Source organism: Cellulomonas sp. H30R-01 (genome assembly GCF_010119915.1).
GTDB classification, from domain to species: Bacteria; Actinomycetota; Actinomycetes; order Actinomycetales; family Cellulomonadaceae; genus Cellulomonas; species Cellulomonas algicola.
Window position 1 is genome coordinate 4,100,338 of the sequence record NZ_CP048210.1, and the last position, 21,271, is coordinate 4,121,608.

20 protein-coding genes are annotated in these 21,271 nt (G+C 74.5%); 5 read left to right on the forward strand and 15 right to left on the reverse strand.

Annotated features, from left to right (window positions below):
- Nucleotides 1-19: 19 nt before the first annotated feature.
- From GXP71_RS18225 to GXP71_RS18235, 3 genes are read right to left on the reverse strand one after another with little or no spacing between them, the layout of a single operon-like run.
- A complete protein-coding gene (locus tag GXP71_RS18225) occupies nt 20-1,045 on the reverse strand; it encodes a cation transporter (protein ID WP_162353819.1) in 1,026 nt (341 codons plus the stop codon).
- Nucleotides 1,042-2,544, reverse strand: a complete 1,503-nt coding sequence (locus tag GXP71_RS18230; protein ID WP_162353820.1) for a leucyl aminopeptidase — start codon at nt 2,542-2,544, stop codon at nt 1,042-1,044. Before GXP71_RS18230 ends, GXP71_RS18225 begins: the two co-directional genes overlap by 4 nt.
- Nucleotides 2,545-2,597: 53 nt before the next feature.
- Entirely contained in the window at nt 2,598-4,397 is a 1,800-nt protein-coding gene (locus GXP71_RS18235; RefSeq protein ID WP_162353821.1) for an SLC13 family permease, read from the reverse strand.
- 76 nt (nt 4,398-4,473) lie between these two features.
- Between GXP71_RS18235 and GXP71_RS18240 the strand changes: the two genes are divergently transcribed.
- Entirely contained in the window at nt 4,474-4,860 is a 387-nt protein-coding gene (locus GXP71_RS18240) for an META domain-containing protein (protein ID WP_162353822.1), read from the forward strand.
- A gap of 111 nt (nt 4,861-4,971) precedes the next feature.
- Here the strand turns inward: GXP71_RS18240 and GXP71_RS18245 are convergent, their stop codons facing one another.
- On the reverse strand, nt 4,972-6,294 hold the full coding sequence (locus GXP71_RS18245; protein ID WP_162353823.1) for an MFS transporter: 1,323 nt from the start codon (nt 6,292-6,294) through the stop codon (nt 4,972-4,974).
- Between the two features lie 103 nt (nt 6,295-6,397).
- On the opposite strand from GXP71_RS18245, the gene GXP71_RS18250 reads away from it, so the two are divergent.
- Both GXP71_RS18250 and GXP71_RS18255 read left to right on the forward strand, forming a co-directional pair.
- Complete coding sequence (locus GXP71_RS18250; RefSeq protein ID WP_162353824.1) at nt 6,398-7,153, forward strand: class I SAM-dependent methyltransferase; 756 nt, start codon at nt 6,398-6,400, stop codon at nt 7,151-7,153.
- A gap of 211 nt (nt 7,154-7,364) precedes the next feature.
- Complete coding sequence (locus tag GXP71_RS18255) at nt 7,365-7,928, forward strand: YqgE/AlgH family protein (protein WP_162353825.1); 564 nt, start codon at nt 7,365-7,367, stop codon at nt 7,926-7,928.
- 42 nt (nt 7,929-7,970) lie between these two features.
- Here the strand turns inward: GXP71_RS18255 and GXP71_RS18260 are convergent, their stop codons facing one another.
- The gene (locus GXP71_RS18260; protein WP_162353826.1) at nt 7,971-8,351 is read right to left on the reverse strand and encodes a VOC family protein; all 381 of its coding nucleotides are present in this window, start codon (nt 8,349-8,351) and stop codon (nt 7,971-7,973) included.
- 383 nt (nt 8,352-8,734) lie between these two features.
- Here GXP71_RS18260 and GXP71_RS18265 point away from each other — a divergent pair, with 383 nt between their 5' ends.
- Nucleotides 8,735-9,412 (forward strand): SPFH domain-containing protein, encoded by a 678-nt coding sequence (locus GXP71_RS18265; protein ID WP_162353827.1) that lies wholly within the window; start codon nt 8,735-8,737, stop codon nt 9,410-9,412.
- 76 nt (nt 9,413-9,488) lie between these two features.
- Here the strand turns inward: GXP71_RS18265 and GXP71_RS18270 are convergent, their stop codons facing one another.
- The 3 genes from GXP71_RS18270 to GXP71_RS20575 form a co-directional block, all read right to left on the reverse strand.
- The gene (locus GXP71_RS18270) at nt 9,489-9,734 is read right to left on the reverse strand and encodes a helix-turn-helix transcriptional regulator (RefSeq protein ID WP_162353828.1); all 246 of its coding nucleotides are present in this window, start codon (nt 9,732-9,734) and stop codon (nt 9,489-9,491) included.
- Nucleotides 9,734-10,231, reverse strand: coding sequence for a DUF2975 domain-containing protein (locus GXP71_RS18275; RefSeq protein ID WP_162353829.1), 498 nt, complete (start codon nt 10,229-10,231; stop codon nt 9,734-9,736). The genes GXP71_RS18270 and GXP71_RS18275 overlap by 1 nt, the downstream gene beginning before the upstream one ends.
- A gap of 214 nt (nt 10,232-10,445) precedes the next feature.
- Nucleotides 10,446-12,431, reverse strand: coding sequence for a glycoside hydrolase family 11 protein (locus GXP71_RS20575; RefSeq protein ID WP_162353830.1), 1,986 nt, complete (start codon nt 12,429-12,431; stop codon nt 10,446-10,448).
- Nucleotides 12,432-12,864: 433 nt separating this feature from the next.
- On the opposite strand from GXP71_RS20575, the gene GXP71_RS18285 reads away from it, so the two are divergent.
- Entirely contained in the window at nt 12,865-13,707 is an 843-nt protein-coding gene (locus GXP71_RS18285; RefSeq protein WP_162353831.1) for a class II glutamine amidotransferase, read from the forward strand.
- Nucleotides 13,708-13,828: 121 nt separating this feature from the next.
- Here GXP71_RS18285 and GXP71_RS18290 read toward each other — a convergent pair whose 3' ends face one another.
- The 7 genes from GXP71_RS18290 to GXP71_RS18320 all read right to left on the reverse strand — a co-directional run bounded on the left by GXP71_RS18290 (nt 13,829) and on the right by GXP71_RS18320 (nt 21,222).
- Nucleotides 13,829-14,467 carry a hypothetical protein gene (locus GXP71_RS18290; RefSeq protein ID WP_162353832.1) on the reverse strand — a complete coding sequence of 213 codons (639 nt, stop codon included), beginning with the start codon at nt 14,465-14,467 and terminating at the stop codon, nt 13,829-13,831.
- Between the two features lie 131 nt (nt 14,468-14,598).
- Nucleotides 14,599-15,672, reverse strand: coding sequence for a zinc-dependent alcohol dehydrogenase family protein (locus GXP71_RS18295; RefSeq protein WP_162353833.1), 1,074 nt, complete (start codon nt 15,670-15,672; stop codon nt 14,599-14,601).
- 148 nt (nt 15,673-15,820) lie between these two features.
- On the reverse strand, nt 15,821-17,074 hold the full coding sequence (locus GXP71_RS18300) for an MFS transporter (protein ID WP_162353834.1): 1,254 nt from the start codon (nt 17,072-17,074) through the stop codon (nt 15,821-15,823).
- Nucleotides 17,075-17,243: 169 nt separating this feature from the next.
- The gene (locus tag GXP71_RS18305) at nt 17,244-17,699 is read right to left on the reverse strand and encodes a hypothetical protein (RefSeq protein ID WP_124341157.1); all 456 of its coding nucleotides are present in this window, start codon (nt 17,697-17,699) and stop codon (nt 17,244-17,246) included.
- 274 nt (nt 17,700-17,973) lie between these two features.
- Nucleotides 17,974-18,603: a DinB family protein gene (locus tag GXP71_RS18310; RefSeq protein WP_124341156.1), complete on the reverse strand. Its 630-nt coding sequence runs from the start codon at nt 18,601-18,603 to the stop codon at nt 17,974-17,976.
- 139 nt (nt 18,604-18,742) lie between these two features.
- Nucleotides 18,743-18,973 carry a YbdD/YjiX family protein gene (locus tag GXP71_RS18315; RefSeq protein ID WP_162353835.1) on the reverse strand — a complete coding sequence of 77 codons (231 nt, stop codon included), beginning with the start codon at nt 18,971-18,973 and terminating at the stop codon, nt 18,743-18,745.
- Nucleotides 18,970-21,222 (reverse strand): carbon starvation CstA family protein, encoded by a 2,253-nt coding sequence (locus GXP71_RS18320; RefSeq protein WP_162353836.1) that lies wholly within the window; start codon nt 21,220-21,222, stop codon nt 18,970-18,972. Before GXP71_RS18320 ends, GXP71_RS18315 begins: the two co-directional genes overlap by 4 nt.
- Nucleotides 21,223-21,271 lie beyond the last annotated feature (49 nt).

The window sequence follows — 21,271 nt, forward strand, 5'->3', positions numbered from 1 at the left end:
CCGGCGCGGGCCGGGCCGGTCAGGCGGCGAGGTCCGGGTCGGCGGTGACCTCGACCGTCGCCCACACGTCCCCGTCGAGCGCCCGGAGCGTGTCGACGACCGCACGCCGCACCCGGTCCTCCGCGTCGACGTCCCACGTGCCCGGCTCGACGACGAAGTCGACCTCGACGTACAGCCGGCGGCCGAGCTTCGTCGCGCGCACGACGGGCTCGGGCAGCCCGAACCGGTCGCGCACGTCCGCGACGGCCGCAGCGAGCGCCGCGGCCACCGGGCCCGACGGCGCGGCCTCCAGGAGCTCGCGCGACGCGGCGCGCAGCAGCCCGACCGGGACGGGCAGGATCACGGCGCACGCGACGATCAGCAGCACCGGGTCCGCGTAGCGTGTCGCCGCCGTCGCTCCCGCCGCGTCGAGGGCGAGCGCCGCCGCCCCGCCGGCCCCGACGACCGCGCTCAGCACGGCACCGGCCCGCCACTGCGCGACCTCCGCATCGACGAGGTCCGAGCCGCGCGTCCGGCGCAGCCATGCGACAACTCCCAGCGACACGACCGCGCTCGCGATCCCGTAGAGGAGCATCGTCGCGGGGCTCGCGTCGGAGCCGCCCGACAGCAGGGTCGTCACGGCGTCCGCCGCCGCGTACGCGATCGTGCCGAGCAGCGCCGCGCCCTGCAGAGCGACGGCGAGCGGCGTCACGGCGTGCCGGCCGAACGGGTACTCGACGCTCGGCGGGGAGGCGGCCGCCCGGGCCGCGGCCAGCGAGACGCCGGACAGCAGGATGCCCGCGAGCAGGAACACGCCGTCGAACACGAGGACACCCGAGTCCGCGAGCACGCCCCAGACGACCGCACCGCCGCCGACGACCGCCGACGCGGCGATCGACACCACGAGCGCTCTCCGCTCGTCGGCGTCGCGCGCGCCGTCGCGCACCGGAGCCGTGGGACCGGTGCGCGGGGCGCCGTGCGGCGTGTCCGCTCCGCCGGTGCCCGGGACGCCCTCCGGCGGGTCCGTGCCACCGGGCGTCGGGACGCCGTGCGGCGGGTCGGTCATGCTGGGGCTCGGTACGCCGCAGCGACCTCCGCGAGCAGCCGCGCCCCGAACCCGGTGGCCCCCTTCGTCCGCCAGGCGTCGTCCTTCTCCGACCGCATGGGCCCGGCGATGTCGAGGTGCGCCCACGGGGTGTCGCCGACCCACTCCGCGAGGAACAGCGCCGCGGTGATCGCGCCCGCGTACTCCCCGCCGAGGTTCTTGAGGTCGGCGACCTCGGAGTCCATCCAGGACCGGTAGCGGCGGTCGAGCGGCAGACGCCAGACGCGCTCGTCCGTGGCGTCCGCTGCGTCCTCGACGAGCCCCTGCACGCGGTCGTCGTTGCCGAGCAGCCCCGCGGTGAGCGGCCCGAGAGCCGCGAGGCACGCGCCGGTCAGCGTCGCGATGTCCACGATCGCGTCGACCCCGTCCTCCTGCGCGAGCGTGATCGCGTCGGACATGACGAGCCTCCCCTCCGCGTCGGTGTTGACGACCTCGATCGTCCGGCCCGCGCGCGTGACGAGCACGTCGCCCAGCTTGGTCGCCGTCGCGGACGGCATGTTGTCGGTGAGCGCGAGGTACGCCGACACCCGCACGGGTACGCGCAGCTCGCGCAGCACCGTCATCGCGGCGAGCACGGCGCCCGCACCCGTCATGTCCATCTTCATCGCGGCGTGCATCGCGTTGGTCGGCTTGAGGCTGATGCCGCCCGAGTCGTAGGTGATGCCCTTCCCGACGAACCCCAGGTGCCCGGGCGCCGCGTCGCCGTCGGGCACGTAGTGCAGCACGACCATGCGCGGCTCGACGGCCGACCCGGCGTTGACCCCGAGCAGCCCGCCGCACCCGAGCGCGACGAGCGCGGCCTTGTCGTGGACCGTGATCTCGAGCCCGGCCTCGGCGGCCAGGCGACGCGCGACGTCGGCCACGTCGGGTGCCGTGAGGTGGCCCGCGGGGGTGTTGGCGAGGTCGCGGGAGAGCGCGGCGGCACGGGCGAGGACGAGGCCGCGGGCGGCACCGTCGCGTGCGGTGGACGCGGCGGCGTCGGGGATCCGCAGGTCGAGCCGCTCGACGGCGACCGTGTCCGGCGCGGAGCGCAACGGGTCGTACCGGTAGCGGCCGAGGACGACGCCTTCGACCACGGCCTGCGCGGCGGCGTCGGCACCGCGCCCGCCCGCGAGCGGGACCGCGGCCAGGTCGGTCACGAGGTGCGCGGCCCGCCCGTCGGCCCGCGCGAACGCCGCGGCCGCGTCGCGGAGCACCGCGGGCGTGACGTCCGCGGCAGGACCGAGCCCGACGAGCACGAGCGACGGCTCGTCGCCGGGCCGGGGGAGCGCGAGCGTCGCGCCGGGCGTCGCGCGGAACCCCCACGCGGCGAGCGCGTCGCGGTCGAGCCCGACTCCGGGCGGGAGGTCGCCGTCGCTGGTCACGCCGACGCCGACGGTCCGCGCCGCGGCGTCGGGCGGCACGACCTCGACGCGCAGCGCGCGCACGAGCGGGAGGGACGGGACCGGGTCGAACGCCATGGTGGTCTCCTTCGCGTGCCGGGTGGTGCTCCTGCGGTGCCCCTGCGAGCCCGTCAGCCGGTCGGCCAGACGAGCGGGATCAGGCCCACGGCGACGACGAACCACGCCGCCGTCGTCGCGAGCCCGAGCTTCCAGTAGTCGCCGAACCGGTACCCCGCCGGGTTCATCACGATCATGTTGGCGGGCGTCGCGATCGGCGTGAGGAACGACGCCGCCCCCGCGACGGCGACGAGCATGAGCACGGGCGCGAGCGCGACCCCGGACTCCTGCGCGGCGGCGACCGCGATGGGCGTGACGATGAGGACGGTCGCGGTGTTGCTGACGACCTGCCCGAGCACGAGCGTGAGGACGAACAGCGCGGCGAGCAGCAGCCGCGCGTCCCCGCCCGCGACGAGGTCGACGAGGTACCCCGCGACGAGGTCGGCCGCCCCGCTCGTGCTGATCGCGGTGGACAGCGGGATGAGCCCGCCGACCAGCACGACCGTCTGCCACGACACCGCCCGGTACGCCTGGGCGGGCCGCACGACGCGCAGCAGCACCATCCCGACGGCGCCCACCAGACCGGCGATCGCGGGCGGCACCAGACCGCTCGCCAGCAGCCCGACCGTCACGGCGAGCACCGCGACCGCCCGCCACGCCGTCGCGCCGAGCGGGACCGAGCGGCGCACGAGGTCGGGGTCGTCGACGACGAGCACGTCGTCCGACCCGGACAGCGCCTCGACCGCCGGCCACGTCCCGTGGACCAGCAGCATGTCGCCCTCGGCGAGCTCGGTCGTGCGCGCGCCGCGGGGCAGCCCGAGCCGCCGGACGGACAGCACCGTGACGTCCGCGTGCCGCAGCCCCGGGAAGACGGGCCGCCCGACGAGCGCGGACCGCGGCGGCACGACGAGCTCCACGACGCCGACCTCGCGTCCCAGCAGCGCCTCGCGCGTGTGCCGGGTCAGCGGGGTCGCGACGACGTCGAGGTCGTGCGCGGCGACCAGGGGCGCGACCGCGTCGCTCGGCCCGCTCACCACGAGCACGTCGTCGGCGGTGATCGCCTCGTCGACACCGCCCGGTCGCCCGTCCGCGTGCTGCACGCCGAGCACCACGACGTCGTCGGGCGCGCGCACGTCCGTCAGGGCGGCGCCGACCAGGTCCGATGACGCCCGCACGCGCGCCCGGAAGAAGCCCCGCTCGAGCCGGTAGTGCTCGACGAGCGTGCCGAGGTGGTCGGAGAAGTCGGCGGGCACGACGTCGGGCTGCCGCTCGGGGAGCAGGCGCGGCCCCAGCGCGACGGCGACCGCGATCGTGACGGCGACCAGCGGGGCCCCGACCAGCGCGAACTCGAAGAAGCCGAACCGCTCGCCCGTGACGTCGGCCAGCGCGTCGGACACGATGACGTTGACCGTGCTGCCCGACAGCACGAGCAGCGCACCCGCGCTCGCGGCGAACGCGAGCGGCATGAGCATCTGCGCGGGCGCCTGCCGCGATCGCCGTGCGGCCAGCACCACCACGGGGAGCAGCGCCGCCGCCGCACCGTTCGGCGTGACGAACGCGGCCATCAGCGCCGACAGCAGCATGACCGCGACGAGCAGCGGCCCGCGCCGCGTCCCCGCCCGGTTGACCAGCAGCTGTCCCGCCCAGGCGGTGACCCCCGACGACTCGAGCCCCTCGCTCAGCACGAACAGCGTCGCGATGAAGACGACGACCGGGTCGCCGAACCCCGACACGGCCGCAGTGGCGTCGACGAGGCCCGTCGCCCAGAGCGCCAGCGCCGTGAGGATCGCGACGACCCCGACGGACAGCCGGTTCCACACGAACAGGCCGACGACGCCGACGAGCACGAGCAGGCTCATCGCCGCGTCCGACACGCCGCCTCCTGACGGTCCGGCTCCGCACCACAGGGCGTTCCACAGACTAGGACGAACCCGGCGCTAGCATCACGTCATGCGCCCGCTGCGCGTGCTCCTGGGGGTCCTGGCCGGTCTCGCCGTGCTCGGTGGGTGCGCGACGGGCTCCGCCGAGCCCACGTCGAGCGACGACGACGTGACCGGGTCGTGGGGCGCGTCAACCGTCGTGGGCGAGGCCTCCCTGGACCTCGCCGAGGACGGGTCGGCCACCGCGTCCGACGGCTGCAACCGGATGGTCGGCGAGTGGACCCGCAGCACGGAGGGCGTCTCCTTCTCCGCCTGGTCGACGACCCGCATGTCCTGCCCCGCGGTCGACCCCTGGCTGTCGCTCGCCGTGGCCGGCCGGCTGGAGGGCGGCCAGCTGGTCCTCGTCGACAAGGACGCCGTCCAGCTCGGCACCCTCGACCGCACCGAGCCGTCGTGACCATCCGCCCCTGATCCACGGCGGAGCCGCCGCGCCGCCGGACAGCGAGAGGCGTCGAGCGGGTCCGTCGCACGGACGTGGCGCGGCCGCCCACCACGCTGCGGCGGGGCGTCAGGGGCTCGTCGTCGGGCGCGGACCGTCGGGGTCGGCAGTCGTCCGGTCGTGGGCGACGAGCGCGCGGGCACCCGCCGCCGCAGCGGCGAGGAACGACCCCGCGAGCGCCACGTACGCCCACCGGACGCCCCACGTGTCGGTCACGGCCCCGAGGGCGAGCGCGGTGACCAGGGCGCTGCCGGGGAGCGCCGCCGTCCACACCCCCATGACGCGACCGCGCAGGTGCGGCGCGGAGACGAGCTGGACGAGCGTGTTCGCCGCAGCCACCCACCAGATCGAGACGAACCCGAGCACGGCGGCGGCGACGACGGCCACGGCGAAGCCGGGAGCGAGCCCGACGGGCAGGATCGCAACCCCCGTGGCGAACGCGAGCACGGCGACCCGCCGCCCCGTCGGAGCCCCACCGCCCGCCGCTGCGACGGCACCGGGCAGCGCACCCAGCCCGAACGCGGCCATCAGCGCACCGAAACCCTGCGGCGGCAGGCCGAGCGCGTCGGTCGCCAGCACGGGCACCATGACGCCCTGGTTGAAGATCATCGTGCTGGCCGCGGCGAGCAGCACGCACGCGCGGATCACCGGCTGGCCGAAGGCGTACGCGACGCCGGCACGGAACCCGGCGGCGGCCCGCTCACCGGTGTGCGTCGCGGTCCGGGCGCGCAGCCCGCGCAGCGCGACCAGGACGCCGAGCGGCAGCAGGTACGTCGCCGCGTTGAACGCGAAGCAGGCGGCGGGGCCGACCAGCGCCAGCAGGACGCCGCCGACGGACGGTCCGATGACGCGCGCCGCGTTCATGACGACCTCGTAGAGGCTCACGGCGCTCGCCAGGCGCTCGCGACCGACGAGGTCCAGCACGAACACCTGACGCGCCGGACCGTCCACGGCCGCGACCACCCCGGAGGCGAAGGCGATGGCGAGGACGACCGTCACCGTGACGAGGCCCGTCGCGGTGAGCACGGCGAGCAGCGCCCCGACGGACAGGAGCAGCACCTGCGTGACGAGCAGCAGCCGGCGACGGTCGAACCGGTCGACCAGCGTCCCCGCGGGTGCGGCGCCCACCAGGATCGGCAGCATCGCCGCCGTCGTGACGAGCCCGAGGTCGACCGCCCGGCCGGACAGGTCGAGCACCAGCCACGCCAGGCCCGCGGCCTGCGTGACGTGCCCCGACGACGACAGCACCTGACCGGAGAACCACCACCGGTAGCGCCGGTCCTGCAGCGACGAGAAGGCGGCGCGCGTCCGGTCGAGGCCTGCCCGCACGGACGACGTCGCGGCGGGGGCCGGTGCGGGCGCGGTGTCCGGGCTGCTCTCCGTGTCGGTCACCCGGCGGATCCTTCCACCGCGGTGCGACGCGGTCCGCTCGAATACCTGGCGGCAGCGGTAAAGCACTGCCCGTCGCGACGTCCGACGTGCGAGGTTGGCCGGCATGGAGCGCTCGATCTTCGACCTCACCCAGGACGAGCTGTGGGACGCCGACGCCGCCGCGCGGTACGACACCCCCGGCGAGGGGATGTTCGCGCCCGAGGTGCTCGGGCCGACCGTCGACCGTCTCGCCGCGCTCGCGGGTGACGGGCGGGCCCTGGAGCTCGCCGTCGGCACGGGCCGCGTCGCGATCCCGCTGGCCGAGCGCGGGGTGCCCGTCACAGGGCTCGAGCTGTCGCGCGCGATGATCGGGAAGCTGCGGGAGAAGGTCGACGAACGGGCGCTGCCCGTCGTGCACGGCGACATGGCGACGGCGCGCGTCGACGGCGAGTTCCGGCTCGTCTACCTCGTGTTCAACACGATCTCGAACCTGCTGAGCCAGGACGCGCAGGTCGAGTGCGTCCGCAACGCCGCGGCGCACCTGGAGCCGGGCGGCCGGTTCGTCGTCGAGCTGTGGGTCCCGCAGCTGCGGATCCTCCCCCCGGGCCAGCACGCGACGGTGTTCGCCGTCGAGCCGGGGTACGTGGGCGTCGACACGGTGGACGTCGTCCGACAGCTCGTCGTCTCGCACCACGTGCGGTTCGGCGGCGACGAGGGCGTCCGCCTGGGCCGCAGCCCGCACCGGTACGTCTGGCCCGCGGAGCTCGACCTCATGGCGCGCATCGCCGGCCTGGAGCTCGAGTCGCGGTGGGCGGACTGGTCCGGCGCACCGTTCGACGAGGACGCCACCTCGCACGTCTCCGTCTACCGCCGGCCGTGAGCCGGCGTCCGGCGACCGTGAACAGGTCCCCGGGCTGGCAGTCGAGAGCGTCGCAGACCGCGGTCGGCGTGCTCATCGCTGCTCCCTCTCGATCATCGATGTGGCGTGCGGCCTGACATGTCGACGGTCGAGCGGTCTCTCGTGAGCACGGTCACCCGGTCGGGTGCCGCCGGCCGCTGCGTGCGGGGCGCTGCTCGCCGATGATGGGACGGTGACGGAGGACCCGGCGCTCAGCGGCCGGCTGCTGGTGGCGAAGAACCGGCTGGTCGACCCGAACTTCCACCGTGCCGTCGTGCTGGTCCTGGACCACGGCGACGAGGGCGCGTTCGGCGTCGTGCTGAACCGGCCGGTCCCGGTCGACGTCGACGTGGTGCTGCCCGCGTGGCAGGACCACGTGAGCCTCCCCGCGACCCTCTTCCAGGGCGGTCCCGTCGGGCTGGACGGCGCGATCGGCGTGGTCACCGCGCCGGTCGGGGCGCCGTTGCCCGCGACGGTCGACCGGCTGGTCGGGCCGTTCAGCCTGGTCGACCTCGACTCCGACCCGGCGGCACTCGACGGTCTGGTGACGGGCGTGCGGGTGTTCGCGGGGCACTCGGGCTGGGGGGCCGGTCAGCTCGAGGGCGAGCTCGAGGACGGCTCGTGGTACGTGCTGCCGGCGGAGCCCGACGACGTGGTCACCGCCGACCCCTCGACGCTGTGGCGTCGCGTGCTGCGCCGGCAGGGTGGCGACCTGGCGATCGTGTCGACGTTCGCGGAGGACGCCTCGCTGAACTGAGGGCGGCACCCGGCAGCGACGTCGACCACCCCCGTCCGGCCCTCACTCCCACGTGCGCGCCTGGGCGGCGAACTCCTCAGGGTCGCTGTGCAGCGGGATGACGCACACGAGCTGCCCGCCCGGCACGCGCAGCGTGCGGCACTCGAGCCAGCGGCCGACCTCGACGGCGCCGAGCCCGAGCAGCCGGTCCGTCTCGGCGGCGACGTCGTCGGTCTCGATGTCGAGGTGGTACCGCGGTGCGTCGTCGACGGCCTGCACGGCCGTGACCAGCCCGTGCACGCCGCCGGGGAGGCTGATGAACTGCTCCTCGCCCGGGACGGGACGGGCCTCCACACCGAGAGCTGCCGACCAGAACGCGGCGGCGCGCGGGGCCTCGTCGGTCGGGACGTCGACGAGCAGGGTCGAGACGCGGCTGCGGTGCACGGCTCCTCCTCCAGGCGGGCTCCCGACGCTAGCGCGCGTCCCGGTGGAACGCTGTGGATAACGCGGTGCGACGGTCGCCCACCTGCGCCTACGCTCGCCCACGCTCCGGGAGCAGCCGGACGGCGTCGCCGTCGCGGGTCCTGCGTGTCGTCCGGAGCACCTGCGTCAGGTGCAGGCGCCCTTGGAGGCGTTGTGGGTTCGACTCCCAGTCTGCCGACCGGCGCGTGGTCGTGCGGGCCTGACGCGGTCTGCGACGCCCGTCGACGACGGGACGTCCCCCGCGTCCGGCCCGACCACGCGCCGGCCGGTGCGCCCCGCGCAGGACGCAGGATTCCCGGGCCGACGGTCGGCGCCGGGTCGTCGGACGGGAGGAGGTCGAGCAGATGAGGCTGGTCGTGCAGGAGTGGGAGCGGGTCCTGGTGTACAAGGACGGGCGGTTCGAGCGCGTGCTCGGCCCCGGTCGGCACCGGCTCCCGGCGTGGCGGCGTCGGACGGTCCGCGTGGTGGTGCGACCGCGCGTGGTCCTGGTACCGCTGCAGGAGGTCCTCACCGGTGACGGGCTCGCGGTCAGGGTGAGCCTGACGTCGGCCGTGCGGGTCGCCGAGCCGCGCACGTGGTTCGAGGCCGTCGACGGGCCGGACGCGTTCCTCCACGCCGCGATGCAGGTCGCGCTGCGGGAGGCGGTCGCCCGCCGGACCCTCGACGAGCTGCTCGCGGACCGGACCGTCGTCCCGGACGAGCTGGTCGCGGAAGTCGCGCCGGCTGCCGCCGAGGTCGGGCTCGCGGTCGAGCGGCTCGCGCTGCGCGACGTGATCGTGCCGGCCGAGCTGCGGCGGGCGGCGGCCGAGGTCGTCACGGCGCGGGCGCAGGGGCTCGCGGCTCTGGAGCGGGCGCGGTCCGAGGTCGCGGCGACGCGCGCCCTGGCCAACGCGGCGCGGCTGCTCGACGGGCAGCCGGGACTGCTCCAGCTGCGGACGCTGCAGGCCGTCGAGGCGGGTGGCGCGACGGTGGTCCTGTCGACCGATCCCGCCAGGACGGCGGCGGCGCGCGCGACGTCCTGACGTCGGCGCGCAGCGCGCACGGGCCCGGCCCCGTCGGGGAGCTGGGCCCGTGGTGCGCGTGCGGCCGGCCGACGTGTCAGCCGGCCGCGCGGAGGTCGTCGTCGGGGTCGCCCTCGGCGGCGGCCTCCCAGCGCAGGAGGTCGCCGGGCTGGCAGTCGAGCACGGCGCACAGGGCCTCGAGCGTGGTGAAGCGGACGGCCTTGGCGCGGCCGTTCTTGAGGACCGCGAGGTTCGCGGGCGTGATGCCGACGCGGTCCGCGAGCTCGCCGACGGACATCTTGCGGCGGGCGAGCATGACGTCGATGTCGACGACGATGGGCATCAGATCACCTCGTCGAGCTCGGCGCGCAGGGTCGTCGCGGTGGTGTCGAGCGCCACGGCCTTCGCGAGCAGCATGCGCAGCACGAACACGACGAGCGCGATGAGCGCGGTGCCGACGCCGCCGATCACGACGAGCATGACCATGCCGGGCGGCACCTCCTCACCGGGGGCGAGCAGGAACGACAGCACGACGGCGATGAGGGTCGCGGCGACGGCGCACCCGATGACGACGTCGACCCAGCGGAACGCGCGCGTCGAGAAGACGGTGTCGCGCTTGACCATCGTCACGAGCTTCCAGATGGCGACGAGCGCGACCTCGGCGGCGAGCGCGAACAGGAAGCCGACGACCGGCAGACCCCAGCGCAGGTGTGCGACGTCGGGGCCGGCGTCCTGGAGGTCCAGGTAGACGACCGGCATGAGGAACAGCTGGACGAACAGCAGCCCGGTGAACGCGAGGACGATCACCACGCGCAGGGCGAGGATGGCCAACCGGCCCATGGGCACCTCACTGTGAAGAGATCTATCGAGAAACGATAGAAGGCTATCGTTTCGCGTGAGGTGTGGCAACGTCCGTGCTTGCGGTGTGGCGGTCCGGGTTCCCGACGACGACGCGGTCTCGCCGCGTCCGGACGCGACCGAGGCCGCCCGCGGTGACGTGCGCGGACGGCCTCGGTCCGGGAGGGGCCGGTCAGTCCTCCCGTTCAGGTGACGTCTACCCGGTCGCGCACGTCGCACCCGGAGTCGTGCTGCTCCCGTTCTTGTAGAACGTCACGCCGAAGGAGTTGCCCGACCCGTTGGGGCGGGCCTGACGCGTGCTGCCGCTGCCGCTCAGCGTCGCGTTCCAGCTGCTCTGCACGGACTGGCTGCCGTTGAGCGTCAGGGTCACGACCCAGCTGCTCGAGCCGCTCACGGTGTAGGTGACGTTGAAGCGGTCCGACCAGTCCTCGGCCCGCGTCGCGGTGACCGTGCACGAACCCGTGCCGCCGCCACCGGTGTTCCCGCCACCGGTGTTCCCGCCACCGGCGCCGGACGGTGCGACCGCCCGCCCGGTCGACGACGAGATGTGCCCGGCGCACAGGTTGCGCGAGCGCAGGTCCTGCAGGATGCCGGGCAGGGCCTGGACCGTCGCTGCCGGCCAGTCGTGCATGAGGATGATCTGGCCGTTCGTCAGGCGGGACGCCGCCTGCCGGATCTGGTCGGCGCTCGCGTTGTTCCAGTCGTTCGAGTCGACGTCCCAGATGATCTCCCGCAGGCCGAGCGACTGCTCGACCGACTTGAGCGTCGCGTTCGTCTCGCCGTACGGCGGGCGGAACAGCGTCGGGGTGACGCCGGCGGTCTGCTGGATCGTCTGCTGGGTACGCGAGAGCTGCGACTGGATGTCGCTCTGGCTCATGTTCACCAGGTGCGGGTGGTCCCAGCTGTGGTTGCCGATCTGCAGGCCGGCGTTCTTGTAGGCCTGCATGAGCGACGCGTTGTTCTGCGCGTTCTGCCCGGTCGGGAAGACGGTCGCGGTCGCGCCGTACTGGTTGAGCGTCGAGATGATCTGGTTCGACGTCCCGCTGTTCGGGCCGTCGTCGAACGTCAGGCCGACGTAGCCCGCCGAGCAGGACTGCGGCTGCGTCGTCGGCGTGGGCGTCGGTGTCGTCGTCCCGCCACCGCCGCCGGTGCTGCCGCCGTTGCACGTCGCCGACGGCGTCGTGCTGCTGCCGTTCTTCATGACGGTGACGCCGAACGAGTTGCCGGAGCCGTTCGGGGTGACGGTGCGGGTGGACCCGCTGCCCGTGACGTTGGCGTTCCACGAGTTCTGGATCGACTGGCCGCCGTTGAGCGCGAGGTTGACGGTCCACGAGCTCGAGCCGCTGACCGTGTAGTTCACGTTGAACCGGTCGGACCAGTCCTCGGCGCGCGTCGCGGTCACGGTGCAGCCGGAGCTGCCGCCGCCGGTGTTGCCACCGCCCGTGTTGCCGCCGCCGGTGCTGCCGCCCCCGCCCGAGCCCTCGGAGACCGTGATGTTCGACGACCCGCTGCTCTGGTACCCCTCGGTGGCCATGATCATGTAGTTGTGGTTGCCGAGGTTCATGCCCTTGCTGGCCCACGCGTCGAAGTGGTTGCCGGACGTGATGGTGCCGCCGACCCGCTTCTGCTGACGCACGCTCCAGTACTGGTAGAACGTCGAGCTGTCGCCCTCGATGGACGGCTTGTTGACGCGCTGCGTGCGGTAGATGTCGTACGTGCCGCCGTCGCTCGTGACGGTGCCCATGAACGTGCCGGTGGGCCGGTACGTGCCCCAGCTGTCGACGATGTAGTACTCGATCAGCGGGTTCTGGGTCCAGCCGTAGAGCGTGAGGTAGGCGTTGCCCGACGGGTTGAACTGGCCGGAGTAGCTGACGGTCTTGCGGCCGCCGGTCTGCCACCCCTTGCCGGCGACGAAGTTGCCGGTGTTGCTCCACTGCGTCGAGTACTGCCCGCCCGACCCCATGTCCATCGACACGGAGCCCGGGCTGTCGGTCCAGAACGAGTACCACCAGCCGTTGTTGGTGCCGGTGGAGTTCGACGTCACCGCGGCGGACGCCGGGCTGGCGATCGCGAGGCCGGCGGCCACGAGCGCGCCGGCGGCCAGCAGGGCCGTCAGCGCCGCGAGCGGGCGGCGTCGCCGGTGGCGGGGGCCGCCGCGGCTTCGAACGAAAGTATCGGTCATCGTGCACTCCTTCGTGCCGATCGTCGGGACGGGCGGAGGTCGTCCGGAGGTGTTCCGCGGCGCGGTGCGGTGCGGTCGCCGGCCGGACGTGCCGAGGGGCGTGAGGAGCGCCCGACAGCGTCGATATCGTTATCGACGCCGAGTGTGGCCCAACTCGTGGGCGATTCCGAGGGGTTGCCGGAGTCCCGAACCGATTAAGTGTCGACCGCCCGGCTCCGCGTCGTTGCGGCAGTGCACGAGCGAGGCTCAGGACCGTGACTTTCGATACTCGTGGTGCCCGCTGCCGGCGTCGACCCGCCGCGCGGCGGTCCCGCATGCCGTCGCCCGGTCACTGCGGCGCTCGTGACCGACCCCGGGGCTGGGCAACGCCGACGAACCGGCGCAGAGTGAGCACGACGGGCCCGACCCGCGGGCGCCGGCAAGGAGGCCGACCATGTGCCGCTGGCTCGCCTACACGGGGTCCCCGGTCACGCTCGACGAGCTGCTCTACAAGCCCGCGAACTCCCTCGTCGTGCAGAGCCTGCACAGCCGGCTCGGCGCCGAGCCGACCAACGGCGACGGGTTCGGCGTCGGCTGGTACGACGAGCACTCCCCGACGCCCGGCCTGTTCCGCAGCATCGAGCCCGCGTGGAGCGACCGGAACCTGCGCGAGCTCGCGGCGCACGTGCGGTCCGGCACCGTCTTCGCGCACGTCCGCGCGACCAGCGGCTCGGCCGTCCAGCAGACCAACTGCCACCCCTTCCGGCACGACGGCTGGCTCTTCATGCACAACGGCTTCGTCGACGGCTTCGCGACGTTCAAGCGCGACCTGCAGCTCGCCGTCGACCCGTCGCTCTTCCCGCTCATCGAGGGCACGACCGACTCCGAGACGCTGTTCCACCTCGCGCTGACCCTCGGGCTCCAGGACGACCCGCCGTCCGCCGTCGCCGCCGCGCTCGGCCTCGTCGAGGACACCGGGCAGCGCCACGGCGTCGCCTACCCCGTGCAGGGCACCGTCGCGGTGACCGACGGCCGCCGGCTGTGGGCGTTCCGCTACTCGTCGGAAGGGCGCTCGCGCTCGCTGTTCCGGAACCGTGACGTCGCGGTGCTGCGGCACCAGTACCCCGACAACCCCGTGCTGCACGACCTGTCCGACGAGACGCGGATCGTCGTCTCCGAGCCGCTCGGCGACCTGCGCGGGGCGTGGCTCGAGGTGCCGGAGAGCAGCTGCCTGGTCGTCGACGGGGGCGAGGAGGAGATCCTGCCGTTCGCGCCCACCGTGCCGGTGGCGGCCTGACGTCGGCGGTCGGCCTGAGCGGCCGGTCAGCGCGGTCGGGCTGCCCGGTCGGCCTGCGCGGTCGGCCTGCGCGGTCGGCCCCGCGGTCCGGTCAGCGCGGCCCGGTCAGCGCGGGCGGCGTTCAGGCGCGGCCGAGCTGCTCCATGAGGTCGTCGGCGACCTGCTGCGCGGTGTACGCGTCGAACGCGTCCTCGTCGAGCGACGAGACCTCGAGCTGCACGAGCGCGTCCGCGTCCTCGTCGTGGAACAGCGCCGTCGCCTCGCCGTACCCGGGACCGGGGTACCAGCGGTGGTTGACGTGCACGTCGACGCCGGCCACCTGCACGGTCGACGCCTCGTTCTCCTGGTCGGAGGTCGTGCGCTGGTCGAGGAAGAGGTCGACGGTCGCCAGCGCGTCGGCGGGGGAGCCCGCCTGGACGAGCTGCAGCTGTGCGCTCACGTCGTCGCCGCGGAACTCGCACACGTAGCGGAAGGCGTCGTCGGCGGACGCGTCGTCGCCGTACGGCCCCCAGCCGCTGAGGTCGGTGCGCGCCGTCGCGCCACGCGCGACGACCTCGTCGGTCAGGACGCAGTCGTCGCCGGACAGGACGGGTGCGGAGCTGCCGTGGCCGGCCGAACCCGGCCAGCCCGTGGCGGCGGCGTCGAGCCAACCGGCCGGGACCGCCGTCGCGGGCTCGGCCTCCTCCGGTGTGCTGGAGCACCCTGCGAGCAGCAGGGCGGGGAGGCAGAGGGCGGCGGCGTACGGCAGCAGTCGGGTCACGCCCGAACCGTAGGGGCTGCGGTGCGGGCGACGTCGGCGCGTCCGCGCACGTCGCCGGTCCGCCGCGCCCGGTCGCACGCACGGTCGTCCGGCGGCGCCCGCGCGGCTCGGGCGTGGCCGTGCGGGACGTGTCAGGGGCGCAGCAGCACCTTCGTCGCGCGGCGCTCGTCCATCGCGGCGTACGCCTCGGCGACCTCCTCGAGCGGGAGCTCGAGGTCGAACACGACGCCCGGCTGGAGGCGCCCGTCGAGCACCTCGGGCAGCAGCTCCTCGATGTAGCCGCGCACGGGTGCGACGCCACCGCGCACCCCGACGTTGGTGTCGAACATCGTCCGCACCGGAAGCTCCGGACCGCCCGCCGGGACCCCGACGAAGCCGACCTGGCCGCCGGGCCGCGCGGACCGCAGGGCCTGGTCCATCGACTCGGCCGTCCCGACGCACTCGAGCACGACGTCCGGGCCGACGCCGTCGAAGAGCTCCTTGAGCCGCGCGACGCCGTCGTCACCGCGCTCGGGCACCACGTCCGTCGCCCCGAGGCGACGCGCGAGCTCCTGCCGCTGCGGGTGCCGGGACATCGCGACGACCCGTGACGCCCCGAGCCGGCGGGCGGCGGCGACCGCGCAGAGACCGACCGCGCCGTCCCCGACGACCGCGACCGTCGAGCCGGCGCGGACACCGCCGGAGACGGCCGCGTGGTGGCCGGTCCCCATGACGTCGGACAGCGTGAGCAGGTGCGGGACGAGCGCGCGGCCCGACTCGCTCTCCAGGTCCACGTCCGGCACGACGACGAGCGTCCCGTCGGCCAGCGGCACCCGGACGCGCTCGCCCTGGCCGCCGTCGGCGAACCCGCCCTCGCGGTCGTCGGAGCCCCACCAGCCGCCGTGCAGGCATGACGTGCTCACGCCGTTGCGGCAGTTCACGCACGTGCCGTCGCACACGTAGAACGGCGCGATCACGGTGTCGCCGACCGCGACGTGCTCGACCGCGTCGCCGATCTGCTCGACGACCCCGATGAACTCGTGCCCGATCCGCTTCGGGGACCGCACAGGCTGCACACCGCGGTACGTCCACAGGTCCGACCCGCACACGCACGCCGCGACGACCCGCACGACCGCGTCGCGCCCGCTGCCGTCCTCGCGCAGGACCGGGTCCGGGACGTCCTCGACGCGGACGTCCCGCTCGCCGTGGATGACGGTCGCGCGCATGGCTGCTCCTCAGAGGTTCAGGGGGAGTCCGCGGGCCACCGGCCGACGGCGCGGCCAGTGTAGGCACCGCTCCCCGCCGGACGCGTGCGCTCGGGCCGGGGGAGGCCAGGGCCGGGCAGGGGCGCGACGCCGTGCGCGCACGGCCGTGTCAGACGCGTGCGGGCACGGGGCGCCGGGTCCACAGCAGCACGGGCAGGAGCAGGAGCGACAGCACGCCCCCGATGAGCGAGAGCGTCGCGTAGCTCGTGGCGGCCATGACGACGCCCGACATCGCGCCGCCGCCCGCGCCGCCGAGCGCGACGAGGACGTCGAGCGAGCCCTGCGTCCGGGCGCGGTTCGCGGGGACCGTCGCGTCGACGACCAGCGCCGTGCCGGCGATGAGCCCGAAGTTCCAGCCCAGCCCGAGCAGTGCGAGCGCGACGATCAGCAGCGGCATGGAGTCGGCCGGCGCGAGGGCGGCGGTGACGCCCGCCAGCAGCAGCGTCACGGCGGACGCGATCGCCATCGGGATGCGGCCGACGCGGTCGACGAGCGGGCCGGTCACGAGCGACGGCAGGAACATCGCGCCGACGTGGATGCCGATGACCAGCCCGACGGCCGTCAGGTCGTGGTGGTGCGCGCGCATGTGCACGGGCGTCATCGTCATGATCGCGACCATGGCGACCTGGGTGAGCACCATGACGGTCGCCCCGACCGCCACACCGCGGCCGGGGGCGACGACGGGTCCCGGGACGTGGTCGGTCGACGGCGCGGTCGCCGCGTCGAGGCGCTGCGCGACCAGGTACGGGTCGGGGCGCAGCAGCACGAGCAGCACGGCGCCCGCCGCGAGGAACGCCGCTCCGGCGAGGAGGAACGGGCCGGCGAGCGCGGGCAGGCCCAGGCGGGTCGCGAGTTCGCCGAGCGGAGCCACGAGGTTCGGACCCGCGACCGCGCCGAGCGTGGTCGACACCATCGCGACCGAGACGGCCGTCCCGCGTCGGTCGGGGAGCGCGAGGTCGGTCCCCGCGTACCGGGCCTGGAGGTTCGTCGCCGTCCCGGCGCCGTAGAGGAGGAACGCGCCGAGGAGCAGCGGCACGCTGCCGAAGGCCGCCGCGGTGACGACCCCGAGCCCGCCGAGCCCGCCCGCGGCGAACCCGGAGACGAGGCCGACCCGTCGTCCGCGGCGCTGCGTGAGCCGCCCGACGAGGAACGCGCTGACCGCCGCGCCCGTCGTCATGAGCGCGGCCGGGACGCCCGCGAGCTGCTGCGAGCCGAGCATCTGCTCCGCGAGCAGCGCCCCCACGGTGATGCCCGCTGCGAGCCCTGCCCCGCCGAGCACCTGGCTCGCGACGACGACCCGCAGCGTCCGTCGCTGGATCGCCGCGACCGCCTCAGGCTTCGAGATGTCGGTCTCAGGCGCCATCGGGACCCCCGGGCGTGTACGTCACGCGCCGCAGTCAAGCACGCACGGGCGCGTCGGGGCGTCGGTCACGACGAGCGGAGCGCCTGCCCGTCGTCGAGGACGGCAGTCGACCGTCGACCGCGCGGCACGGTGGGTGCCGGCGCCGGCCTGCGTCGCGGAGGGTCGACGGTCAGGCCGGCGCCGGTGTCGTGAGGCCGTCCGTCAGGTGGCGGACGAGCAGCCAGCCGGTGCGCTCGGACGGCGCGGTGACGGCGGCGGGGGAGTGCGCGACGCGGCGGATGACCCGGCGTCCCATCTCCTGGCGGCGCGTGAGCCAGCGCACGACGAGCAGGTGCCCGACGCGTGCGACGGCGCCGTCGGGCAGCGGCGCGCTCACCACGGCGCGCGAGCGCCCGGCGGCGCGGGCTCGTCGCGCGTGCTCGTCGACCAGGTGCTCCAGCAGCGCGGCGACGTTGCGCGGGGTCGTGGGAACCTCGTCGAGCAGCGCGTCGACCTGGCCGGGCGAGGGTGCGCCCGACGCGGCGACGGCGAGGCGGCGGTGGAAGACGCTCAGCCGGTCCGCGGACCAGTCGTCTCCGTGCGCCGGGAGCGGCTGGTCGTCGTGGGTCCTGCGGATGCCGAGCACGGGTCCTCCTGGCGTCGATGACCGACGCCGTCCTGCGTCGCTCCCCCGAGTGTGCACGCGCTCCCACGGTACGCGATGTCCGTTTCGCACTTTTCCCCTGATCGGTCGACCGTCGCAGCCGGTCCCGTGCGTCGTGCGGGTGAACGGGCTGCAGGGCGTCCTCCGACCGGTCGACCGAAAGGGCCGCAGGGCGTCCTCCGACCGGTCGACCCAAAGGGCCGCAGGGCGTCGTCCGACCGGTCGACGCACCGGCGGTCGCAGGACGGTCGGACGGTCAGCCCGTGTGCAGCGCGCCGTGCAGGTCGCGGAGCAGGGCGATCTCGGCGCCGTGGTGCAGGACCTCCTGGTTGACCCACCACACGATCTCGAGGAACGGCTGCTCGGCGTCGTCGCCGTCGGGGTAGGTGCAGCGGCCTACCTGGTCGAGGGCGGCGTCGTCGGCGGTGACCAGCGCCTCGCGCCACGCGCGCACCCCGCGGGCGAGGAGGTCGACGGCGGCGTCGGCCGTGCCGGGGTACACGAGGTCCGCCTCGGAGCCCTGCCGGCTGCCGACGGTGTACTCGGCGCGGAGCAGGAGCATCTCGGCGACGTGCGCCATGCGCCAGGCGATCGTCGTCAGGGGCGGCGGCCACGGGTGCGGCCTGCCACCGTCGCGACCCCACTCGCCCGCGCCGACCAGCACGGTCGCGCCGCGTCCGGGCCCGTCGACCTTCCGCCGGACCGACCAGGCTCCCGGTGCCGGCTCCCACAGGTACTCGACGTCCGTGAGCGGCGGGACCGCGACGCGTTCGCCGTCGCCGCTGTCCGCGTCGGGTCCGGTGAGGCGCGCGAGGAGCCGCTCGCACGCCCAGTCGTACTGCGACAGGAGCGGTGCGAGGCGGCCGGGGACGCCGGTGTCGGCCATGTCCCGAGGCTAGGCCCCGAGACGGCGGCTGTCGTCGGCCCGAGACGGTCGTCCGACGCTCGGCGGACCGGACCGGACCGGACCGGGCCTGGCCGGACTGGACGGACCGGCCCCGACCGGACCGGACCGGAGCGGCGCGTCAGCAGCAGCGCGCGCCGGGGTGCGTGTCGGCCTCCGCGTGGCGGGTGCGCCAGTACTGCGCGGCCGACGGCGGCACGACGTCGGGGTGCACGCGCGCGAGGTGCGCGACGTAGCGGTCGTAGTCGCGGTCCCCGAGGAGCGACGTCGTGTACCAGTGCACCCCCCGGGCGACGCGCGTGACGGCGCGCGCGACCGCGCGGACCCCGACGGTGGCGCCCCGCCCGGTCACGACCGCGTCCCCGTCCCGGACGCCGCGCGGGCGTGCGCGTCCCACAGCTCCTCGACCTCGCGCTCGGCTGCGGTCGGCACCATCCCGCGGGGCGCGAAGATGCGGGACGGCTCGTCGGGCTCCTCGGTCGTGGGCAGGCCTCCGGCGCGCACGGACCGGACGACGACCACGGCACCCACCAGCACGACGACGATCACGAGCACCGCGAAGACGATCGACAGCGTGCCCTGCACGGCGGTGTTGCGGATGACCGCGTCGATCTCGCCCGGCGACGTCGCGACGCCGAACGTCGTCTCGCCCGCGGCGCGCGCGTCCTGGAAGGCCCGGTGCTGGGCCCAGTAGCCGATCCGCGGCTCGTCGGAGAACACCTTCTGGTACGACGCCGTCATCGTCACGGCGAGGTCCCACAGCAGCGGGACCGCGGGGATCCACACCCACCGGTACAGCCGCTTCTTGACGACCACGACGGTGACCACGGTCAGCGCGATCGCGGCGAGGAGCTGGTTCGCGATGCCGAACAGCGGGAAGAGCGTGTTGATGCCGCCGAGGGGGTCGGTGACGCCCATGAGGAGGATCGCCCCCCAGGCGCCGACGACCACGACCGAGCAGACCCACGCCCCGACGCGCCACGAGGGGTCCCGGAAGCGTCGCAGCGGTCCGCCGACGTTGCCGAGGCTGTCGGACAGCATGAAGCGCGCGACGCGCGTGCCCGCGTCGACCGTGGTGAGGATGAACAGCGCCTCGAACATGATCGCGAAGTGGTACCAGAAGGCCGCGAGGCCGGACCCGCCGAGGACCGTGCTGAGCACCTGCGACATGCCGAACGCGAGCGTCGGCGCGCCGCCCGTGCGCGAGACGATCGACTCCTCCCCGACGGACTGCGCGGCGCTCTCGATCTCCCCCGCAGTGATGGGCGTGCCGCCCAGTCCGAGCCCGTTGACGTACGCGGCCGCGGTCTCGGGCGTCCCACCGGTCGCACCCGCCGGCGCGTTCATCACGAAGTACAGGTGCTGGTCGATGACCACGGCGGTGACGAGGGCCATGATCGCGACGAACGACTCGGTGAGCATCCCGCCGTAGCCGATGGGCTTCGCCTGGCTCTCCTTCTCGAGCAGCTTCGGCGTCGTGCCCGACGCGATGAGCGAGTGGAACCCGGAGAGCGCCCCGCACGCGATCGTGATGAACAGGAACGGGAACAGCGCACCGGCGAAGACGGGTCCGTCGCCGCGCAGCGCGAACGAGGACACCGCGGGCGCCTGCACCTCGGGCCGCGCGACCAGGATGCCCACGGCGAGCAGGACGATCGTGCCGACCTTCATGAACGTGGAGAGGTAGTCGCGCGGTGCGAGCAGCAGCCAGACGGGCAGGACCGACGCGGCGAACCCGTAGGCGGCGAGCCACCACGCGAGCGCGACCGGGCTCAGGGAGAACCAGTCCTGGCCCCAGTCCGTCTCGGCGACCCAGCCGCCCGCGACGATCGCGAGCAGCAGCAGCGCGACGCCGATGATCGTCACCTCGGACACCCGACCGGGCCGCAGGAACCGCAGGTACGCGCCCATGAACAGCGCGATGGGGATCGTCATCGCGATCGAGAAGACACCCCACGGGCTCGCGGCGAGCGCGTTCACGACGACGAGGGCGAGCACGGCGATGAGGATGATCATGATGACGAAGACGGCGACCATGGCCGCGACGCCGCCGAACCTGCCGAGCTCGTCGCGCGCCATCTGACCGAGGCTCCGGCCACGCCGCCGGACGGACAGCGTGAGGACCAGGTAGTCCTGCACGGCGCCACCCAGCACGCAGCCCACGATGATCCACACGGTGCCCGGCAGGTAGCCCATCTGCGCGGCCAGCACCGGACCGACCAGCGGCCCCGCCCCGGCGATCGCCGCGAAGTGGTGCCCGAACAGGACGCGCCGGTCCGTCGGCATGAAGTCCTTGGCGTTGTCGTACCGCTCGGCAGGAGTCGCCCGGTCGTCGCGCGGCCGCACGACCTTCGACTCGACGAGCCGCGCGTAGAAGCGGTACGCGATGACGTAGGTGCAGACGGCCGCGAAGACGAACCACACGGCGTTGACGTGCTCGCCGCGGACCAGCGCGAGGATCGACCAGGCGACGGCGCCGACGACGGCGACCACCGTGAGGACGGCGCGACGCGAGGCCGGGAGCGGGCCGCGCTCGACCACCGCGACCGGCGGGAGGTCAGGGTCCGTCCGGACGTGCTCGACCTCGGTGCGCGCGACCATGCTGGCCCCCTCAGGCGTCGTCGTCGTCGACCAGCACGCACGCTACGCG